Below are 17,820 nucleotides of genomic sequence, written 5' to 3' on the forward strand. Positions count from 1 at the left end.
AAATCCGGTTGAGGAGGGCTCCTCTAACCGGATAATAAACCAAACAAACTATTTATGAAGAAATCCTCATGGCGGGTAACTAATCCGCGGAGGAAGCTTTAGATCATTGTCTAAAGTATATACAAAACGTATATATGTTGTGCTTATTACAACATTATTGCCAATATTTCGATCATCACAACTTCGTGACTTAATTCTGACGTGTAGCGCCACTTTTAAGAAATTCTTTTAACACTAATTAACATTTAAAACAAAACTGTACATTTGATTTTGACACTCGTGTATAATTTATAGTACATTCCGTAAATTAGTGTTCATTATTTAAAACTATTCGTACTAAAAGGTGTTATTTATTTAAGACATACTCAACTAAAACGTTATATCATGAAAAAGTTATGTGTTGTATTATCACTTCTTATTGTATTTGCTTTAGGTTCAATTGCCTTTACAAATATTAAATTGGGTGGAATAATAGGAAAAATTACGCCAGGTGATGCAGCTTCTGCGGTTTCGCTTGTAGCGGCGACAGACACGCTAAAAGCGCAAATTAATCAAGGCGTTTTTACTTTTACTAACCTCAAAGAAGGCGTTTATACCGTTGTAGTAAAAGCCAATGCGCCATATAAAGATGCTGTAATAGAAAAGGTTGCCGTAAAAGATAGCGCCACTACAGATTTAGGCGAAATTAAATTACAGCAGTAGTTCATTTCGCAAAAGAAAAATTTAAAAAGAGCGCTTAAATAGTGCTCTTTTTTATTTTAAAAAAATCAGCTTAAAATCCTTCTAAAGATGTATCTTTGCATCCCGACAGAACAGTTGGGATTTTTCTTCTTACAAGCACAAAATCTCGTTGCTTTCAAGGTTCAAAAAAGAACCAACACTTTAGAATTTTAATTATTGTTTAAGCTTTATCATGCCTAAAGACACTTCCATTCGCTCAGTACTGATTATCGGATCTGGACCAATTATTATTGGCCAAGCCTGTGAATTTGATTACTCGGGTTCGCAAGCGGCTCTTTCTTTAAAAGAAGAAGGGATTACCGTTTCCATTATCAACTCCAATCCGGCTACTATTATGACGGATAAGGTTATCGGCGACCATGTTTACCTGCGCCCGTTAACTGTTGATTCAATAGAGGTTATTTTACAAGAGCATATCGACTCTGCAGATTTACCTAGAATTGATGCGGTACTTCCTACCATGGGAGGCCAAACTGCATTAAACCTTTGTAAAGAAGCTGAAGAACGCGGTGTTTGGGAAAAATATGGCGTAAAGGTAGTTGGTGTAGATGTTGCTGCGATCGAAAAAACAGAGAATCGTGAAGCTTTCCGCCAATTAATGGTTGACATTGGTGTAGGTGTTGCAGAATCGAAAATTGCCAACTCATTTTTAGAAGGTAAAGAAGCTGCACAAGAAATCGGTTACCCATTGGTAATCCGTCCATCATACACCTTAGGTGGTTCTGGTGGTGGTTTCGTACACAAAAAAGAAGAATTTGATGCCGCTTTAAAACGTGGTTTAGAAGCTTCTCCAACGCACGAAGTACTCGTAGAGAAAGCAGTTTTAGGCTGGAAAGAATACGAGTTAGAGTTGTTAAGGGATAGCAACGATAACGTAATCATTATCTGTTCGATCGAAAACTTCGATCCGATGGGTATCCACACAGGAGATTCGATCACTGTTGCTCCGGCAATGACTTTATCTGATCGTTGTTACCAGGAAATGCGTAACCAGGCGATTAAAATGATGCGTGCAATTGGCAACTTCGCTGGTGGCTGTAACGTTCAGTTTTCGGTTAACCCGGCAAATGACGAAATTATCGCCATCGAAATTAACCCACGTGTATCGCGTTCATCAGCCTTGGCAAGCAAGGCAACTGGTTATCCAATTGCAAAAATTGCGGCAAAACTGGCAATCGGTTACAACCTTGATGAAATTGAAAACCAGATTACCAAAACCACTTCAGCATATTTCGAACCTACTTTAGATTACGTAATTGTTAAAGTACCTCGTTGGAACTTCGATAAATTTAAAGGCGCTAACAAAGAACTTGGCTTACAGATGAAATCGGTTGGTGAGGTAATGGCAATTGGCCGTACCTTTATCGAAGCACTACAAAAAGCTTGTCAGAGTTTAGAGATCAATCGCGCTGGTTTAGGTGCAGACGGCAGACAGGTGCGCAATATTGAAGAGATTATGGACGGTTTGGAGCATGCTTCATGGAACCGTTTGTTCTTAATAAAAGATGCCATGGTAATGGGTGTGCCTTTGGAGTCGATCCGTAAGGTAACCAAAATTGATAAATGGTTCTTAAACCAGATTCAGGAGCTTGTATTACTGGAAACTGAATTAAAAAGATATTCATTAAACAATATCCCTCAAGATTTCTTCGTAACGCTTAAACAAAAAGGTTTCTCTGATATTCAGATCGCCTGGTTGTTAGGTAATGTTACCGAAGATGAAGTTTACGATCGCCGTAAAGCTTTAGGTATAAACAGGGTTTATAAAATGGTAGATACCTGTGCTGCGGAATTCCCGGCCAAAACACCATACTATTACTCTACTTTCGAAGAGGAAAACGAATCTGTTCCATCTGATAAGAAAAAGGTAATTGTATTGGGTTCAGGTCCTAACCGTATCGGTCAGGGTATAGAATTCGATTACTCTTGTGTACACGGACTATTAGCGGCAAAAGAATCGGGTATCGAAGCGATCATGATTAACTGTAACCCTGAAACGGTTTCTACAGACTTTAACATGGCCGATAAATTATATTTCGAGCCAGTATTCTGGGAACATGTTCGCGAAATTATCGAGCTGGAAAATCCAATCGGCGTAATTGTTCAATTGGGAGGACAAACAGCTTTGAAAATGGCTGAGAAGTTAACTAAAAAAGGCATCAAGATTATCGGAACATCTTTCGAGAATATGGATATCGCTGAAGATCGCGGCCGTTTCTCTGACCTGTTGAAAGAATTAGATATTCCTTATCCAAAATATGGTGTTGCAGAGAATGCTGAAGAAGCAATCGTTGTAGCAAATGAAGTGGGTTATCCGGTATTGGTTCGTCCGAGTTATGTACTGGGCGGACAGGGCATGAGTATCGTAATTAACGATGAAGACCTGGAAAAAGCAGTAGTAAAATTATTGGGCGATTTGCCGGGCAACCGTGTATTGATCGATCACTTCTTAGATCGTGCAGAAGAAGCCGAATCTGATTCGATCTCTGATGGTGATGATGTTCACATTGTAGGGATGATGGAACACATCGAGCCTGCAGGTATCCACTCAGGAGATTCGTTCGCGGTATTGCCAACCTTTAGCTTACCAGAAAAGGTAACCAAAGCAATGGAAGAATACTCGATCAAAATCGCAAAAGCTTTAAACGTAATCGGATTATTAAACATCCAGTTTGCGATTAAAGATGAGAAGGTTTATGTAATCGAAGCGAACCCTAGGGCATCGCGTACGGTTCCATTCATCGCAAAAGCTTACGATGTTCCATACATCAACATTGCGGCTAAAATTATGTTAGGCGTAGCAAAACTGAAAGATTTTACGATTGTTCGTAAGCTTGAAGGTTATGCCATTAAAGAACCGGTTTTCTCTTACGAGAAATTCCCTGAGGTGGCGAAAGAATTAGGTCCTGAAATGAAATCTACAGGTGAGGCAATCCGTTTCATCAAAGATTTAGAAGATCCTTACTTCCGCAAGCTTTACAAAGACAAATCGATGTATTTGAGTAAGTAATCTGCTTACGAAGTTTCAAAAAATAGCAATGGCCAGTGAAAAATCACTGGCCATTTTTTATTGTAGTTTTATTGGGCGGCTCGTCATTCCCAACTTGATTGGGAATCTTAAAGCCTACTGCATTACGATTCCCGCCTGCGCGGGAATGACGACCGTTTTTATAACTGCCTCTATTATTGCTTCAACTTCGGAATCCTCGTTGGGGTATCCGTTCCGTTTACAATGGTAGTTGCGCTCTTTGCAATCGCTTTAATGGTAGAAAGTATATTTTCTACATCTAGAGAACTGTATTCATCCTTCACACTGTGGTACAATTTATCGATATCGATTTTATCGGTACTGATGGTATGGGCCGGAACGCCTAAGGCAGCTAAAGTTGCGTTATCACTTCTATAAAATAAGTTTTGATCTGGATAAGGGTCTGGGTGAAAAGTAAATTCAGTTCCCGCTAAGTTTTTCTGCAAAATCTTTCCAAAATCAGATCTTTCGTAACCTGTAATAAACGCCGTATTCTTGCCAAATTTCGAATCCTTACCAATCATCTCAATGTTGAACATGGCTACTACATCATCAGGATTTAACTTTTCTGAGAAATATTTTGCACCGAAACCACCGATTTCTTCAGCGGTAAAGGCCACAAAGATTAAAGTACGCTCATTGTTTTTCTGTGCTTTGTAATACTTCGCAAGGGCAATCATAGCCGTTGTACCTGAGGCATCATCATCTGCGCCATTGGCAATACTATCGCCATCTACACTTTTTAAAAAGCCTAAATGATCATAATGACCCGAGAAAACCACAATTTCTTTCGCTTTTGATTTACCTGGAATTACCCCGGCTACATTAAATAAAGGCATTTTATCTACCTTGCTTTTAAAAGTTGCCGAAAAATCGGTTGCTGCATCTTTACCTAAAACAAAAACCTGCACAGCGCTTGTGGTGGCTTTAACATCTTTCTCATCAACAGTAGCCGGTTTACCAAAATAACTTCTATAACGGTTAAACAGATCGGCAAATTTACTGTCAACCAGAACGATCTGATTTTTTTCAGCAGTCATCATTGCCCTTAGCTGGGGCACAAATGCTTTTTCGGGATCTAATTTAACAACCGTGGTATTCGACTTATCGAGTGTAACACTTTCTGAAGTTACGCCTGAGACGATTAAATTTTCTGGCGCAACTTCATGTCCATCTATTTTAACACTTGTACTTTGATTGGTAACCTGATATTTGTTAAAGGTTTGACGGAAAGTTTTCTCGCCAGTTAAAGGCTTTAAACCGATCTTTTTAAATTCAGATTCGATAAAAGTGGCCGCTTTATCAATACCTGGCGTAAAGGTTGCACGCCCTTGCATATCATCGGCACTTAAGGTTTTAATGAGGTGATCGGTGTATTCGCGAGTGATAATTTTATCTATGTTTTGCGCTTTAAGCTGCAAACTTGCCATCCCGACAAGGCTAAAAAAGAATATTTTCTTCATACAATAAGTTATAATGGGTTCAATTTAGGATTTTTGGCTGATAGTTCAGCAGTTTTTTGGTTGATAGCCTATTGGCCCATAGCTATTGGTAATGTGTTTGTCGCTTTGGTCATGATCTATGAACACTCGCTCCATCATCCCTATTCCGTTATCCATCTTACATCATCACCCCTCACTATCCCAATCGTGTTTTTCGAGATCGCGGTAAGCTTTTCCTTTTATAATTTCTTTCTTTTTAGACGATTCGGAATCGACCCTTGTTTCATGAATATTATCGGCTACCTCAAAATGGAAATCCTTATCCTTTTTAGAATGATAAATCGATACTTCATCCCCATCCGCTATAGCATAGTCATAAGGTCCTCGTGCACTCATCAGTTTTACAAAAACGGGTAAACATTCAAAAAAGATAAACAGTAGCCCGATAAAAGTAACGGCAATTGCGGTATTGTTATCCCGCGTGCCATCAACATTAAATTTAAGTTGCCCAAGTGCCCAGTTACGATCGGCAAAACCAGCAATATCCGATAAACTGTCTAACTGTTTTTCAGTATACAGCTTCTCGGTAAACAGGCCATCAAATTCTTTGCGTTTATCCACAAATACTTCCGATTTATTGATGGTGGCTTTTAGCGAATCTAATTCTGAGGTACGCTGCGCAATTTCGGCTTCCTTACGTTTAGCATAAGGTCCATAACCCATTACACCCGATGTTTCGGTGGTTTTGTTGCCAAAAATCTCGAAATTAAGCTTTTGCCGATCCGCTTTAATGCCTTTTTCGAGCGAATCTCTCGTAGCTTTCTGTTGGTTTAACCTGCCAAATTCTACCTGATATTTTTTCTCAAAGGCTTTATTTAAGGTATCAATTTTAGAACGCTGACCATTTAAGTAACTTACTTTTAGGCGTTCTTTAATTTCTTTATCGAAAATTTTAAGCTCTATGGGTCTCGAAATTACCATACCGATCATAATGGCTAATAGAATACGCGGTGTAGCCTGTAGCAATTGTTTATTGGTACTCGCACTTTTGTTAATGCTCGATACGATATAGCGGTCCATATTAAAGATGGCTGCACCCCATAAAAAGCCGAAAACAATAGCAAAAATTACAGCCAGATCATCACCCTTAAACACAAAATACATGGCATAGCCCCCCGAAAGGGCTGCAAATAAGCCTGTAAAAAAGATGGTGGCACCAATGCCAGTATATTTATTTTGTTCTGAAGGATACTTTTCTAGTGTCGGGATATGAGCGCCAGAGCAAAACCAAAAGAAACGGTTCAGTTTGTCCATTTGTAACTATTTATAATTAAACGCCTAAGGGTTAAAGTTGTTACAGTTTCGAACAAAATTTTATGGCATTTTTTTGATGGGGAGCGTAAAGTTGATTTTCCTATATTTGCATAAATACATTTAATAAAATGAAAGAAATATCGGTACAAGAACTAAAAGAGAAAATCGATAACAAAGAAGATTTTCAATTGATTGATGTTCGTGAAACATTCGAATACGAAGTTTCCAATCTTGAAGGAGAGAATATCCCTTTGGGTGGAATTTTAATTGAGGCTGATAAGGTAGCGAAAGATAAGCCGGTAATAATTCAGTGCCGCAGTGGAAAAAGAAGCGCAGCAGCAGTAATGCAATTAGAGCAACAATACGGATTTGATAATCTTTATAACTTAAAAGGCGGTATTTTAGCTTGGCAAGAAGCTTTCGATCCGAGCATGCCCGTATATTAACAATAACCAATAAACAAATTCCAATTATCAAACTGCAACCGTTGAATTGAATCGTAAGTATTTCTTTTCGACACAGGGGTTTGATAATTGGTTATTGCAATTTGGTCATTAATTCGTTCATTCTATTACTAGATAAATTTCCTCATTGTGGGTAAAAAATTTGCTTTAAATATCTTCTATAACTTAGCTATTATCCTTTCTATTTTCGGATTGGTATGGTGTTATAATAATGCTAAATATCTTCCAGCTGGCTTTTTGGTAGGCACAACGGCTTGTTTGTTCTACTTTAAGTATCAACTTACTAAAGACATCAGAAAAGGCTTTAAAGAAAAAGATCAGAAGTAACCCCTTCTAGCCCTAAACCTGGTAGGTTTTTTAAAATATACTTCCCATCTTCGAAAGCAGGATCAGTAAAAGGGTTATTCTTGGTTAGCCATGGTCCATCCAAATCGGCCCAATTACATAGTGGTGCCAAAGCAGCCGCAGCTAAGGTGGCACAACTGGTTTCGCTCATACAGCCAATCAGCACTTTCATACCAAAAGACCGAGCTTTCAAAATCATTTGATGCCCTTCGTACATGCCACAGCTTTTCATCAGTTTTACATTAATACCATGATAAGCACCTTTCAGTTTGTCCATATCAGCCAAGCGCTGTACGGCTTCGTCAGCCAATAAAGGGATCGGGCTACGCTCGGTTAACCAGGCATTACCATCGAGGTTATTTTTATCCATCGGCTGCTCAATCAACACCACACCTTCGTTATGTAGCCAGTAAATTAAATCAATTGCCTTAATCTTATCTGCCCAGCCCTGGTTGGCATCAACATATAATGGCACATTGGTCATGCTCCTGATGGTCTTGATAATTTCTTGATCGTTATCCCTCCCCAGTTTAACCTTGATCACTTTAAAAGCTTCGGCATCTTTCAGTTTTTCGCGGATTACCTCAGGGGTATCAATCCCGATGGTATACGAAGTTACCGGCATTTTAGCAGGATCTGCGCCGTAAATTTCATAACAGGGCTTATTTAATAACTTCCCTTGAATATCGTTAAGGGCAATATCGATAGCCGCTTTAATGGCCGGCTGGCCGGGAGCAAGGCTGTCCAGATAGGCGATAATTTCTTTGAAATCGAATGGATATTGGATTTTATCCCAATCTACAAGGCTAAGAAAAGCGGCTGCGCTTTCGTAGCTCTCGCCCATGTATGGTACCATAGAGGCCTCACCATAACCTGTTACACCCTCATGTTCGATCTTTAACAACATTAAAGGGGTACTGGTACGGGTAAATTTCGAGATCGAAAAAGGATGTTTTAATTCTAACTCAAATTGCTTGCAACTAATCTTCATTATCAATCGTCATCTAAATAAATAGGGTAATTATCGCTTTACAAATTATCTTTGTTTATTAACGCAACTACCACTGCCATGAAAAACATTTCAAGATTACGGTATTTTATTTATTTATCCTTAATAATTATTGGAGGATGTACCACAGGAAAAAAAGCCTTACAAAAGGGTGATTATGATGCTTCGGTTGCTAAAGCAGTGAGCAGGCTGCAAAACTCGCCAAAAAACAGTGAGGCTATGGAAGTGCTCAAAACAGCATACGATTTAGCGCTGCAGGACCATTTGCGAAAAATAGAAGAAGCTAAAATGTCTAACGATTTATTCAGGTGGGAATCGGTGATGTACGATTATCAAAAAATTAATCAATTGGCCGATGATATTAACAGTTGCCCAGCTTGCTTAACCATAGTTCCAAGTCCTTCAAAATATATTAACGAACTTGCTGATAGTAAATATAATGCTGCAGGAGCAAGATATAATTCGGGCTTAGGATATTTAAGAGAAAATAACCGCCAATCGGCAAAAAAAGCTTATTACGAGTTCGAGAAAACCCAAAATCTTCAACCCAATTATAAAGACACTAAGGCTAAAATGGACGATGCCTACTGGGCCGCGGTAACCAGGGTTGTGGTACAGCCCATTATCGTAAACAGCGGCATGTACAAATTAAGCGCCGATTATTTTCAGCAGCAGATCGATCAGTTTATTGGAAATTACTCGAGAAATAAGTTTGTGATTTTTTATGGCGAGGCACAGGCTACCGACCAAAAAATCGTTCCCGATCAGGTATTGAGCTTAAACTTTGATGATTTTGTAGTGGGCCAAACCTACGTAAAAGAAAGGGTTGAACGATTAAAACGCGACAGTGTAGTCATAGGCGAAACGCATGAGAAAAAACCTATTTATGGTACAGTAAAAGCTACCTTAAGTATTTTCGAAAAGAACATATCCTCATCAGGCTTATTGGACATGAGCATTATCGACTGGAACACTAAAAAGCTGGTGCGCCAGCAGAAATTCCCTGGAACTTATGTATGGAGAGATAGTTGGGCAAGCTATAAAGGCGATGATAGGGCGCTGAGTAGCCAACAATTGGCCATTACCAGAAGGAGGGAGCAATTGCCACCACCACCAAGTGCTTTGTTTTTAGAATTTACCAAACCAATTTACACCCAACTGGTTGATGATATTGGGTACTATTATAATAACTTGTAGCGCTAACCACCCTGTTTATGGATGTGATAGAGTAATGTCTTTCGTTGAGGTAGTATCGTAAGGTGATTCACTTCAGATGCGGTCATGTTGAGCCTGTCGAAACACCTTAAAGCGTATTTAAGCAGGTCCTTCGACAAGCTACTATAGACAGAATCCATCAGTAGGCCGTCATTCCCGCGCAGGCGGGAATCTTAAAGCGCTTGCATTACGATTCCCAATCAAGTTGGGAATGACGATTCCTCGCAGCTATGATTCGCTAAAAAATCTATCATTAATATTGATTTTATACAATAAATTAACACTCAGGATAACAAATCTATATTTATGCTACTCACTCTGCAGGGGTAGTGGGTAAAGCAAGTCCTTAAATAGGGTGAGGTGGTTGTAATCCCTGCGTTAAAATAAATTATCAGTACAAAGCGCTAAAAATATAATGGCTAATATTGCAGTAATGAATACCGGCTTATACAATCCTTTCCAAAACTTCGATTTTTTATATAAAACCTGCTTTTTAAGTGGCAAAACCTTTCATTCGCCTGTTGTTCAGGTGCCGTTAATTCCAAAATGGTTGTTGGAACAGGCAGGTTTGAGCGGAGAAGAGCAGATCCAGTTTTTGGATGAGAGTATTCGTTCGTACAATACGCTGGTTATTCCTGTAAATAGCGAAGTAAACGAGCAATTTTTAACTCCTCTTGAACATAAGATCGAAGCCGCGTTTGCAACCGGTTATGATGCCGTTTCTGCATTGCCAGAACTCGATCTTTTTAACTGGATCGGCAAGTTTCTATATGGCTTTGTATATATCGAAATGCATTCGGCCTTACGTAAAGAAATGACTGCCGATGGTTTAAACATGTCGCAATCGTTAATGATGAAATTTGCCAATCTGAATTTCATGATGCAGAACCTGTATACCAGCCTGGAGTTTGAAGATTTTTCGCCATGGTCTATCACTGTAGTGAAATTGGAAAATGGAGAAACACCATTCAGTTTCCGTGATGAGATTAATACTTTAACCTTCTCGTTAAAAATGAAAGATTTTGGTATCATCGCCTGTTTACAGGATAATGGCACCAATAAACGTTACCATCAGGATATCATCAACGAAATAAAAGGAAAAACTTTAACCGCCGAACAGTTTGAAGAGCTGAGTGCCCGTTTTTATTATTCTGCCTATTTGTTTAACCGTTTACCCGAGTATACTTTTATGCCCGTAGAAGGTACCACCTACATCGAAGCCATGCCTTTACGCGGAAACATGACTAAACCGCTTTTTGATGTTTGGCAAAATAAAGTATACGCTCAGGTATTGGAAAACTTTTGGAAGCCCTGGGGTTATGTGGTATTCGAGATTATTAAAAATCCTGATGAACCGATGAGTTTCTTCGAGAAGCCCTATCTGCCTACGGCGGGATAGTTTTTGCGTATCGTCATTCCCAGAGGTCAGTTTTTTTTGCAAAAACAGAGGAGTTTAAATCACAGATTTTTCTAAGAAGGTCGTCATTGCGAAGCCGATTTTTCATTGGCTGAAGCAATCTTTATCGCAAGTTGGAAAGATTGCTTCGTCGTTCCTCCTCGCAATGACGCCCGATTTTTTGGAATCCGTTATTCTTAACTTGATTGGGAATCTTAAACCGAAAAATGTTATTGTATATTGCATTAGGATTCCCGTTTTCACGGGAATGACGATTTGTCTTGATAGATACTATCTCCCTCCCGTTAACATCGCAATAAAGTTCTGCAAAATCCCGGGAACGAAAATGATTGTAAAAATCAACCCGGTTAAGGCCCCGAAAAAGTGTGCATCGTGATTGATGTGATCTCTTGAATTGCGGGAAGCATAAGCACAATAAACTAAATACAAAATCCCAAAAACTACAGCAGGAATCCCGATCGGGATAAACATGATGTAAATTTTAGACATTGGATTAAACAAAATATAGCTAAAAAGCACCGCACTTATTGCTCCTGAAGCTCCAAGGCTATTGTAGTTAAAATGATCTTTATGTTTAATAACAGTGGGTAGATCACTCAGCACCAACCCTAGGAAATAAAGTAAGCCAAACTGCCAACTCCCCATTAATCTTTCCAGTGTAAAGGCAAAAGCATAAAAGGTAAACATGTTAAAAAACAAGTGCATCCAATCTGCATGTACAAGCCCGCTGGTAATCAAGGTGTATACATTCTGTCCTTTCGAAACACTGTAAGGATGCAGCATAAACTTTCCATAAATCGAATGATCGTAGAAAGCATATAGGCTGGTAATAATGGTAAAAACAAAAATTACGGAGGCAACTGGTGCAATATTGAAGTATTCCATTAGGGTTATTTTAAATCAAGTTTTACGTCTGTAACCAAACGGGCTACGGGATATCTATTGTGTGTTTTTTCGTAATAATCAGAATTTTTATACACAAAATCAAGTTGTGCAGCTGCATTCTTCGCAAATTCGGCGTCTGAAGCTTTTTTCGCCTCCAGTTTGCTTTTTAGTTCTGGATTATTTTTTAGTATTTCTGTTGCTGTATCTTCAAAAACATAAGCCGAATAGTGTTCTTTCATATCCAGAATAGAATCGAAAAAATTCCAGTTGAAATAAGAATCAGTAGCCTGAGGTTCTAACGTTTCTACGATATACCGGTTGCCCGGCTGGTTAACATAAACTACAAAATCGCCGGCATAATACTGCAGTTTTTGCTTAACCGGGTTTACCTTTACAGCCGAGTGCAGGTAATGTCCCTCATAAGGTCTTGTTCCGGTTTTAAAATCGCCGATATAATAACTCTCTACTGCAATTTTCTGATCAGCCTTAAGTTCCCTGAGTTTAACATTGTTCAGTTTAAGCAAGGCAATTACACGGTCCCAGGCTTGTGGAATAATGTAGGCAACTGGCTTTTGAATAGACAGTGCAGGTTCGAACTTGTTCCATTCTTTAATGGTTTTGGTGTAAGGTTTACTGCGGTCGTAGTATAAACGGTCGGCACCACTTACAGTACTGGGTTTCTGCCCGGCCTCAAAGCCTTTAAAAGTCAAGTCGTTTACTTCGGTTTTATTTAGTTTCCATTCTAACGGAAATTCCTTTTGGGCAGCCACAAATTCATCTGCCTTTCGCTTATTCTCTCCGATAATCCTGGCATCACGCTCTACTAGCTCAATGTAGGTTAGCAAAAGCTTGTAAGTAGCATTCACACGCAAATCGTACGATTTTAACATATGCGTTTCTGGCATAAAACCTATGGTATTGTGCAGTGTGGTATATCCGGTAGAATAACGTGGAGGATCAATAAAACCTGTTATTCCGCTTTCCGGTGTTTCGCCTATCGAGTTTACATAAGGAATCATCGGGTAACCCATTTTCTCCATTCCTTTATAAAGGCCCGGCACCAATGTTTTAGTTAAATAATCAGAAAGGATCGGGTTCAGCTTATCCTTTTGTGTAGGGATAAGTGTCATCACATATTGATAATCTGCACCGTTACTGGTGTGCGTATCTACAAATATTTCGGGCTGCCAGGTATTAAATATCAGTTGAAATGCCGCCGAATTTTTCGAATCGGTTTTAATGAAATCACGGTTCAGATCGAGGTTTTTGCTATTGCCTCTAAAACCATAAGCAACTGGTCCGTTCTGGTTGGCTCTTGAGGTTCCGCTACGGTTAAAACTACCATCTATATTGTACAGGGGAATGATGCAGATCACTACATCTTTTGGCAGTTTACTCGCTTTAAGCAGATCGCGGGCAAGCATCATCGATGCATCTATGCCCTCTGGTTCGCCCGGGTGAATGCCATTATTGATCAATAAAATCCTTTTGTTATGCTTTCTAATCTCCGAAGGGTCGAAAACCCGATCGCGCGATAAAACCAGCACATGTAAAGGTTTGCCAAAATCTGTACTTCCATAGGTAAACAATTTGGCTTCCGGATAGGCTTTTGCAAGGTTTTCATAATAGGTTATAGCAGCAGTGTAAGTAGAGGTTTCAATTTTACCACTCAACTCAAAAGGTGTTTTTTGTGCCGCAGCTTTTAACCTCATGGATAGCAAACAAAACACAAAGAATTTTCTCATGCCTTAAATCTAAGAAATGAAATGCGGTTATTAAAGCGTTTTACGATAAGATTTGATCCTGCCCAACATGTATTTAAAGCCAATGGTATAAGCGTTGTAAACATCGGGCGAGTAGTTTTTAAATTTAGTACTCGGATCATTATAACCATCCAAACCTTCGCCGAAAGTAAAGTTCGATTGCGCATTGATATTGATGATATACCGCATATAACCATAGCCATCGTTAATGTAATAGTTAAAGCCGAAGTTTAAGGGCACCAAAAGGTTAACGGTTTTATCTTGCCCAGGAAAAGGTCCATAGCCAGGATCGTATGCTGCCCAGCTTGGCTTATACCTTACAATGTCGGTAATGTTATTGTTAACAACCCCTATGCCCGTCCCCACATACAAACCTCTGATGTTGTATAAAAACTCACTTTTATTGTAGTCTACCACTTCGCCAAGCATTAACTTTATATTGGCTGTAATGGCGGTATATTGGTTTACAAACTGACGGTTGTGTAGGTCGGTTTCAATATCCCCACCTTGAACCATGCCATACTGCCCCTCTAAACCTAAGGTTACAAACGGCGTGATATGATAATCGAATACGCCATAGGCTGTGTAACCATAAGTGCCTTTGTACACGTCGGTATAAGATTTGTTTATTCCTCCACCAAAACCGTACGACATTTTAAAATAGTTGGATTGGGCAAAAGAAAAACTTCCTATAAAAACAAGCAGAAGGGTTATGTAAGTAGCTCTCAGCAAATTAAAAATCATATCGTTTTTTTACAAAAATAATATGTTTATCGAATATCTATAACTTTTACCTTTGAATTATGAGCACATACACCAACTTTAACAAATCTTTAGAACAAAGATTTATAAAATATGCCAAGATTGATACCCAATCTGATCCAAATTCTCCTACTTGTCCATCAACCCTAAAACAAAAGAACTTAGGTAAAGTATTGGTTCAAGAATTATTAGAAATTGGCATTTCTGATGCCGAAATGGACGATAACGGCTATGTGTACGGTACGATCCCTTCAAATACAAACAAGCAGTTACCCGTAATTTTCTTCTGTTCGCACATGGATACCTCGCCTGATTGTAGCGGTGAAAACGTTAAACCGATTATTCATGACAATTATCAAGGACAGGACTTAATTCTGCCTGATGATCACAATATTGTAATTAAGCTGTCTGAGCACAAAGACCTAAAATACCAGATTGGTAACGATATTATCACGGCGAGTGGAACTACATTATTAGGTGCTGATAATAAAGCAGGATTAGCAGAAATTATGGAAGCAGCGGCCTTTTTAATGAAAAATCCTGAGGTAAAACACGGCACCATAAAACTTCTTTTTACCCCGGATGAAGAAATAGGCCGTGGCGTAGATAAAGCTGATTTAAAGAAACTGGGTGCCGATTTTGGTTATACCATAGACGGAGAAACACTAGGCTCTATTGAAGATGAAACCTTCTCAGCCGATGGTGCTACCCTTAAAATTTATGGCGTAAGTACACACCCAGGCTTTGCAAAAGGAAAAATGGAAAGTGCCATTAAGATCCTTGCTGAGATTTTGGATGCACTGCCAAAGGATATACTCACACCAGAGGCTACACACCAAAAAGAAGGTTTTATCCACCCGGTAAGTATGCACGGACAGGTAGAAGAGACAGAAGCACAGTTTATTATCAGAGATTTTACTGATGAAAAATTGGCCGAGCATGGAGCTTTTCTAGAAGAAACTATAAAAAAAGTGATGGCGAAATATCCAAAATCTACCTATAAGCTTAATATTAAAGCACAGTACCGCAATATGAAACAGGTTTTGGATCAACATCCAAAAATTGTGCAATACGGAATTGAAGCCATCGAAAGAGCTGGCGTGGTGGCCAAACAACAAAGTATCCGTGGGGGAACTGATGGCTCACGACTTTCTTACATGGGTTTACCTTGCCCCAATATTTTTGCCGGAGAACATGCCTTTCATAGCAAACAAGAATGGGTAAGTGTACAGGATATGGAAAAAGCTGTACAAACCATTATTAATATCGCCTGTATCTGGGAAGAGAAAGGGTAGTTGGAACAGTTCAGAGTTGGCAGTTTTGAGTTCGGAGTCGTATCTACCTCAAAACGCCCAGCTCCAGGCTCCAAACTCAATAAGAGGCTTGTCCAATATCCAACCTCGCTATTTTTCCTTCTTTGTTCAGCTGAAATTTAAAACAGGTTTTAAAATCGCCCCATTGGTCGGAGTGGAAATGGCCATACACCTCCAATCCGTTGTTTTCAACTTTATCTATACTGGTAAAACGCTCATGTCCCAGCGCTTTCTTAAAGAAATTATTAAATTTCATCTGGTTCCCGTCGTCGTAAAAGGAAACATCAGCATCAAATAAAGGAAACCATGTTTTTTCGTCGCCTTTTTGCAAAGCGGTAATAGCAGCCTTTACTTTTGCATTTGATAATTTTGTTAAATCAATCGCCATAGGTTTCTGATTTTGTTTTTGAGCGAAAGTAAATGCGCGGGTAATAGAATAAACAGTGCATTAAGCTTTTCATTAGCTTAAGCTTTAAGTAGTGATCAAAATTAATAAAAAAGATATTTTTAAAGCACATCTTTTTGCTACTTTTAGCTTGTAATGATAACTCTCGAGAACGACTATATAAAAGTTAGCCTGGCAGCTAAAGGGGCAGAACTTCAAGGCTTATTTAGTAAAGAAACCAAGCTAGAATATTTATGGAATGCCAATCCTAAATATTGGGCAAAACACAGCCCGGTTTTATTTCCTATTGTTGGCTCATTAAAAAATAACAGTTTTACTTACCAAGGTAAAAACTACGAACTACCACGCCATGGTTTCGCCCGCGATCATGTTTTTAATTTCGAAAAAATAACTGAAACCGAAGCCGTTTTTACATTAATCCAAAACAAAGATACCTTAAAAGTATATCCTTTTTATTTCGAGTTGAAACTGAGGTATCAATTAATAGATAGAAAGCTGAACTTAACCTACGAGGTAAAAAACACAGGTACTGCCGAGCTTTTATTCTCAGTTGGCGCACACCCGGCATTTGCGGTGCCCAATACACCCAATACCGTTTACGAAGATTACTACCTGGCCTTTAATAGCGATGAAAAATTAACTTTCTGGAAACTCGAAGATGGCTTAGTGGCCGATGAAACCCAACTCATTGAACTGGGTGGCCACAGGTTAAACCTTAAACATAACCTGTTTTATAACGATGCACTGGTTTTTAAAACCCTGCAAAGCAATTGCATTAGTTTGCTCAACACCAAAAACGATTATGGCCTGCATTTCCATTTCGAAGAATTTCCTTTCTTTGGTATATGGGCCGCTACTGATGCACCCTTTGTTTGTTTAGAGCCTTGGTGCGGGGTTGCCGATGGCGTTAACCACGATCAGGAATTAACACGCAAAGAGGGGATAGTAAAGCTTGATGCAGGCGAAAACTGGTCGCGGTTTTGGGAAGTAGAGTGTTTCTAGATGGGTTACCGGCCTAAGGAAAAATAGCACAACAGCCTTCATTTCTTAATCTAGATTAAGAAAGTTGCGATACATAGGCACTAAATTGCAGCACATTGAATACAAAATGCTGTTAACAAGATGAAAAATACGCCACACTTTGCACAATTATTTCTTCGGCTCGCTTTGGCCATCGGTTTTATTCTACCCGTTATGGACCGCTTTGGTTGGCTGGGCACACCGGGTTCGCCAACAGTTGGATGGGGCAATTGGTCGGTATTTTTAGATTATACCAACGCTTTAATGCCTTTTTTAGCAAGGCCTGTAGCCAATGTAATGGCTATTCTTGCCACCGCCGGCGAGTTGGTTTTTGCGGTATTGCTTATCGTTGGATACAAGATTAAGTTGGCTGCTATCGGTAGTTTTTTGCTAACACTTGCCTTTGCAATCTCTATGTTCATCTTTGCAAATTACAGGGCCCCTTTTAATTATTCTGTTTTCGTAGTAAGCGCCTCCAGCTTGTTGCTGGCAACGCTGCCCAATTATAAATGGAGTATAGCAGCAGGCAAATAATTATCCACATTAAATTTATTATCACGGTGTAGTGAAAACCACTACCCATAAAGGGGTATTTTTACCTTTTAATTTGATGTTAACATGTTGATAACTATATTTATAATGTTAAAATTAAATCAACGGGACGATTTAGATTAAAACACGAAGCCTTTCAGCAAT

16 protein-coding genes are annotated in these 17,820 nt (G+C 39.1%); 9 read left to right on the top strand and 7 right to left on the bottom strand.

The genetic code is table 11. The annotated features are described in order from the left end of the window. The first annotated feature begins 384 nt into the window (after nucleotides 1-384). Together EZ456_RS00665 and carB are read left to right on the top strand one after the other, a co-directional pair. On the top strand, nucleotides 385-702 hold the full coding sequence (locus EZ456_RS00665; protein WP_131526389.1) for a carboxypeptidase regulatory-like domain-containing protein: 318 nt from the start codon (nucleotides 385-387) through the stop codon (nucleotides 700-702). A 211-nt stretch (nucleotides 703-913) separates the two neighbouring features. Further along, nucleotides 914-3,751, top strand: a complete 2,838-nt coding sequence (gene carB / locus EZ456_RS00670) for a carbamoyl-phosphate synthase large subunit (RefSeq protein WP_131526390.1) — start codon at nucleotides 914-916, stop codon at nucleotides 3,749-3,751. A 173-nt stretch (nucleotides 3,752-3,924) separates the two neighbouring features. Here carB and EZ456_RS00675 read toward each other — a convergent pair whose 3' ends face one another. Further along, nucleotides 3,925-5,232 carry a M20/M25/M40 family metallo-hydrolase gene (locus tag EZ456_RS00675; protein WP_131526391.1) on the bottom strand — a complete coding sequence of 436 codons (1,308 nt, stop codon included), beginning with the start codon at nucleotides 5,230-5,232 and terminating at the stop codon, nucleotides 3,925-3,927. Between the two features lie 165 nt (nucleotides 5,233-5,397). Beyond that, nucleotides 5,398-6,525: a DUF4407 domain-containing protein gene (locus EZ456_RS00680; RefSeq protein ID WP_131526392.1), complete on the bottom strand. Its 1,128-nt coding sequence runs from the start codon at nucleotides 6,523-6,525 to the stop codon at nucleotides 5,398-5,400. A gap of 128 nt (nucleotides 6,526-6,653) precedes the next feature. Between EZ456_RS00680 and EZ456_RS00685 the strand changes: the two genes are divergently transcribed. Both EZ456_RS00685 and EZ456_RS00690 read left to right on the top strand, forming a co-directional pair. Beyond that, entirely contained in the window at nucleotides 6,654-6,971 is a 318-nt protein-coding gene (locus tag EZ456_RS00685; protein ID WP_029277953.1) for a rhodanese-like domain-containing protein, read from the top strand. A 147-nt stretch (nucleotides 6,972-7,118) separates the two neighbouring features. Next, on the top strand, nucleotides 7,119-7,316 hold the full coding sequence (locus EZ456_RS00690) for a DUF6358 family protein (RefSeq protein ID WP_131526393.1): 198 nt from the start codon (nucleotides 7,119-7,121) through the stop codon (nucleotides 7,314-7,316). Here the strand turns inward: EZ456_RS00690 and EZ456_RS00695 are convergent. Further along, nucleotides 7,294-8,325 (bottom strand): dipeptide epimerase, encoded by a 1,032-nt coding sequence (locus EZ456_RS00695; protein WP_131526394.1) that lies wholly within the window; start codon nucleotides 8,323-8,325, stop codon nucleotides 7,294-7,296. The two genes, EZ456_RS00690 and EZ456_RS00695, sit on opposite strands and share 23 nt — an antisense overlap. Nucleotides 8,326-8,403: 78 nt before the next feature. Between EZ456_RS00695 and EZ456_RS00700 the strand changes: the two genes are divergently transcribed. Then, a complete protein-coding gene (locus EZ456_RS00700; RefSeq protein ID WP_131526396.1) occupies nucleotides 8,404-9,540 on the top strand; it encodes a hypothetical protein in 1,137 nt (378 codons plus the stop codon). A gap of 433 nt (nucleotides 9,541-9,973) precedes the next feature. After that, the gene (locus tag EZ456_RS00705; protein ID WP_131526398.1) at nucleotides 9,974-10,957 is read left to right on the top strand and encodes a hypothetical protein; all 984 of its coding nucleotides are present in this window, start codon (nucleotides 9,974-9,976) and stop codon (nucleotides 10,955-10,957) included. 288 nt (nucleotides 10,958-11,245) lie between these two features. On the opposite strand, the gene EZ456_RS00710 is transcribed toward EZ456_RS00705, so the two are convergent. From EZ456_RS00710 to EZ456_RS00720, 3 genes are read right to left on the bottom strand one after another with little or no spacing between them, the layout of a single operon-like run. After that, on the bottom strand, nucleotides 11,246-11,860 hold the full coding sequence (locus tag EZ456_RS00710; RefSeq protein WP_131526400.1) for a rhomboid family intramembrane serine protease: 615 nt from the start codon (nucleotides 11,858-11,860) through the stop codon (nucleotides 11,246-11,248). A 5-nt stretch (nucleotides 11,861-11,865) separates the two neighbouring features. Next, complete coding sequence (locus EZ456_RS00715) at nucleotides 11,866-13,605, bottom strand: M14 family metallopeptidase (protein WP_131526402.1); 1,740 nt, start codon at nucleotides 13,603-13,605, stop codon at nucleotides 11,866-11,868. 30 nt (nucleotides 13,606-13,635) lie between these two features. Continuing rightward, nucleotides 13,636-14,367, bottom strand: coding sequence for a hypothetical protein (locus EZ456_RS00720; RefSeq protein ID WP_225876443.1), 732 nt, complete (start codon nucleotides 14,365-14,367; stop codon nucleotides 13,636-13,638). 59 nt (nucleotides 14,368-14,426) lie between these two features. Here EZ456_RS00720 and pepT point away from each other — a divergent pair, with 59 nt between their 5' ends. Beyond that, the gene (gene pepT, locus EZ456_RS00725) at nucleotides 14,427-15,680 is read left to right on the top strand and encodes a peptidase T (protein ID WP_131526404.1); all 1,254 of its coding nucleotides are present in this window, start codon (nucleotides 14,427-14,429) and stop codon (nucleotides 15,678-15,680) included. Nucleotides 15,681-15,756: 76 nt separating this feature from the next. Here the strand turns inward: pepT and EZ456_RS00730 are convergent, their stop codons facing one another. Then, nucleotides 15,757-16,086 carry a hypothetical protein gene (locus EZ456_RS00730; protein WP_131526406.1) on the bottom strand — a complete coding sequence of 110 codons (330 nt, stop codon included), beginning with the start codon at nucleotides 16,084-16,086 and terminating at the stop codon, nucleotides 15,757-15,759. A gap of 153 nt (nucleotides 16,087-16,239) precedes the next feature. On the opposite strand from EZ456_RS00730, the gene EZ456_RS00735 reads away from it, so the two are divergent. Together EZ456_RS00735 and EZ456_RS00740 are read left to right on the top strand one after the other, a co-directional pair. Beyond that, entirely contained in the window at nucleotides 16,240-17,106 is an 867-nt protein-coding gene (locus tag EZ456_RS00735) for an aldose 1-epimerase family protein (RefSeq protein ID WP_131526408.1), read from the top strand. A gap of 120 nt (nucleotides 17,107-17,226) precedes the next feature. Beyond that, nucleotides 17,227-17,658 carry a DoxX family membrane protein gene (locus tag EZ456_RS00740; RefSeq protein ID WP_131526410.1) on the top strand — a complete coding sequence of 144 codons (432 nt, stop codon included), beginning with the start codon at nucleotides 17,227-17,229 and terminating at the stop codon, nucleotides 17,656-17,658. Nucleotides 17,659-17,820 lie beyond the last annotated feature (162 nt).

It is taken from the genome of Pedobacter psychrodurus (assembly GCF_004331735.1).
Taxonomy (GTDB): domain Bacteria; phylum Bacteroidota; class Bacteroidia; order Sphingobacteriales; family Sphingobacteriaceae; genus Pedobacter; species Pedobacter psychrodurus.

Coding starts and splice junctions, on each gene's coding strand:
- EZ456_RS00715 (WP_131526402.1), bottom strand. CDS start 13,605: ATGAGAAAATTCTTTGTGTTTTGTTTGCTATCCATGAGGTTAAAAGCT.
- EZ456_RS00730 (WP_131526406.1), bottom strand. CDS start 16,086: ATGGCGATTGATTTAACAAAATTATCAAATGCAAAAGTAAAGGCTGCT.
- EZ456_RS00705 (WP_131526398.1), top strand. CDS start 9,974: ATGGCTAATATTGCAGTAATGAATACCGGCTTATACAATCCTTTCCAA.
- EZ456_RS00665 (WP_131526389.1), top strand. CDS start 385: ATGAAAAAGTTATGTGTTGTATTATCACTTCTTATTGTATTTGCTTTA.
- EZ456_RS00740 (WP_131526410.1), top strand. CDS start 17,227: ATGAAAAATACGCCACACTTTGCACAATTATTTCTTCGGCTCGCTTTG.
- carB (WP_131526390.1), top strand. CDS start 914: ATGCCTAAAGACACTTCCATTCGCTCAGTACTGATTATCGGATCTGGA.
- EZ456_RS00695 (WP_131526394.1), bottom strand. CDS start 8,325: ATGAAGATTAGTTGCAAGCAATTTGAGTTAGAATTAAAACATCCTTTT.
- EZ456_RS00675 (WP_131526391.1), bottom strand. CDS start 5,232: ATGAAGAAAATATTCTTTTTTAGCCTTGTCGGGATGGCAAGTTTGCAG.
- pepT (WP_131526404.1), top strand. CDS start 14,427: ATGAGCACATACACCAACTTTAACAAATCTTTAGAACAAAGATTTATA.
- EZ456_RS00685 (WP_029277953.1), top strand. CDS start 6,654: ATGAAAGAAATATCGGTACAAGAACTAAAAGAGAAAATCGATAACAAA.
- EZ456_RS00710 (WP_131526400.1), bottom strand. CDS start 11,860: ATGGAATACTTCAATATTGCACCAGTTGCCTCCGTAATTTTTGTTTTT.
- EZ456_RS00735 (WP_131526408.1), top strand. CDS start 16,240: ATGATAACTCTCGAGAACGACTATATAAAAGTTAGCCTGGCAGCTAAA.
- EZ456_RS00700 (WP_131526396.1), top strand. CDS start 8,404: ATGAAAAACATTTCAAGATTACGGTATTTTATTTATTTATCCTTAATA.
- EZ456_RS00720 (WP_225876443.1), bottom strand. CDS start 14,367: ATGATTTTTAATTTGCTGAGAGCTACTTACATAACCCTTCTGCTTGTT.
- EZ456_RS00680 (WP_131526392.1), bottom strand. CDS start 6,525: ATGGACAAACTGAACCGTTTCTTTTGGTTTTGCTCTGGCGCTCATATC.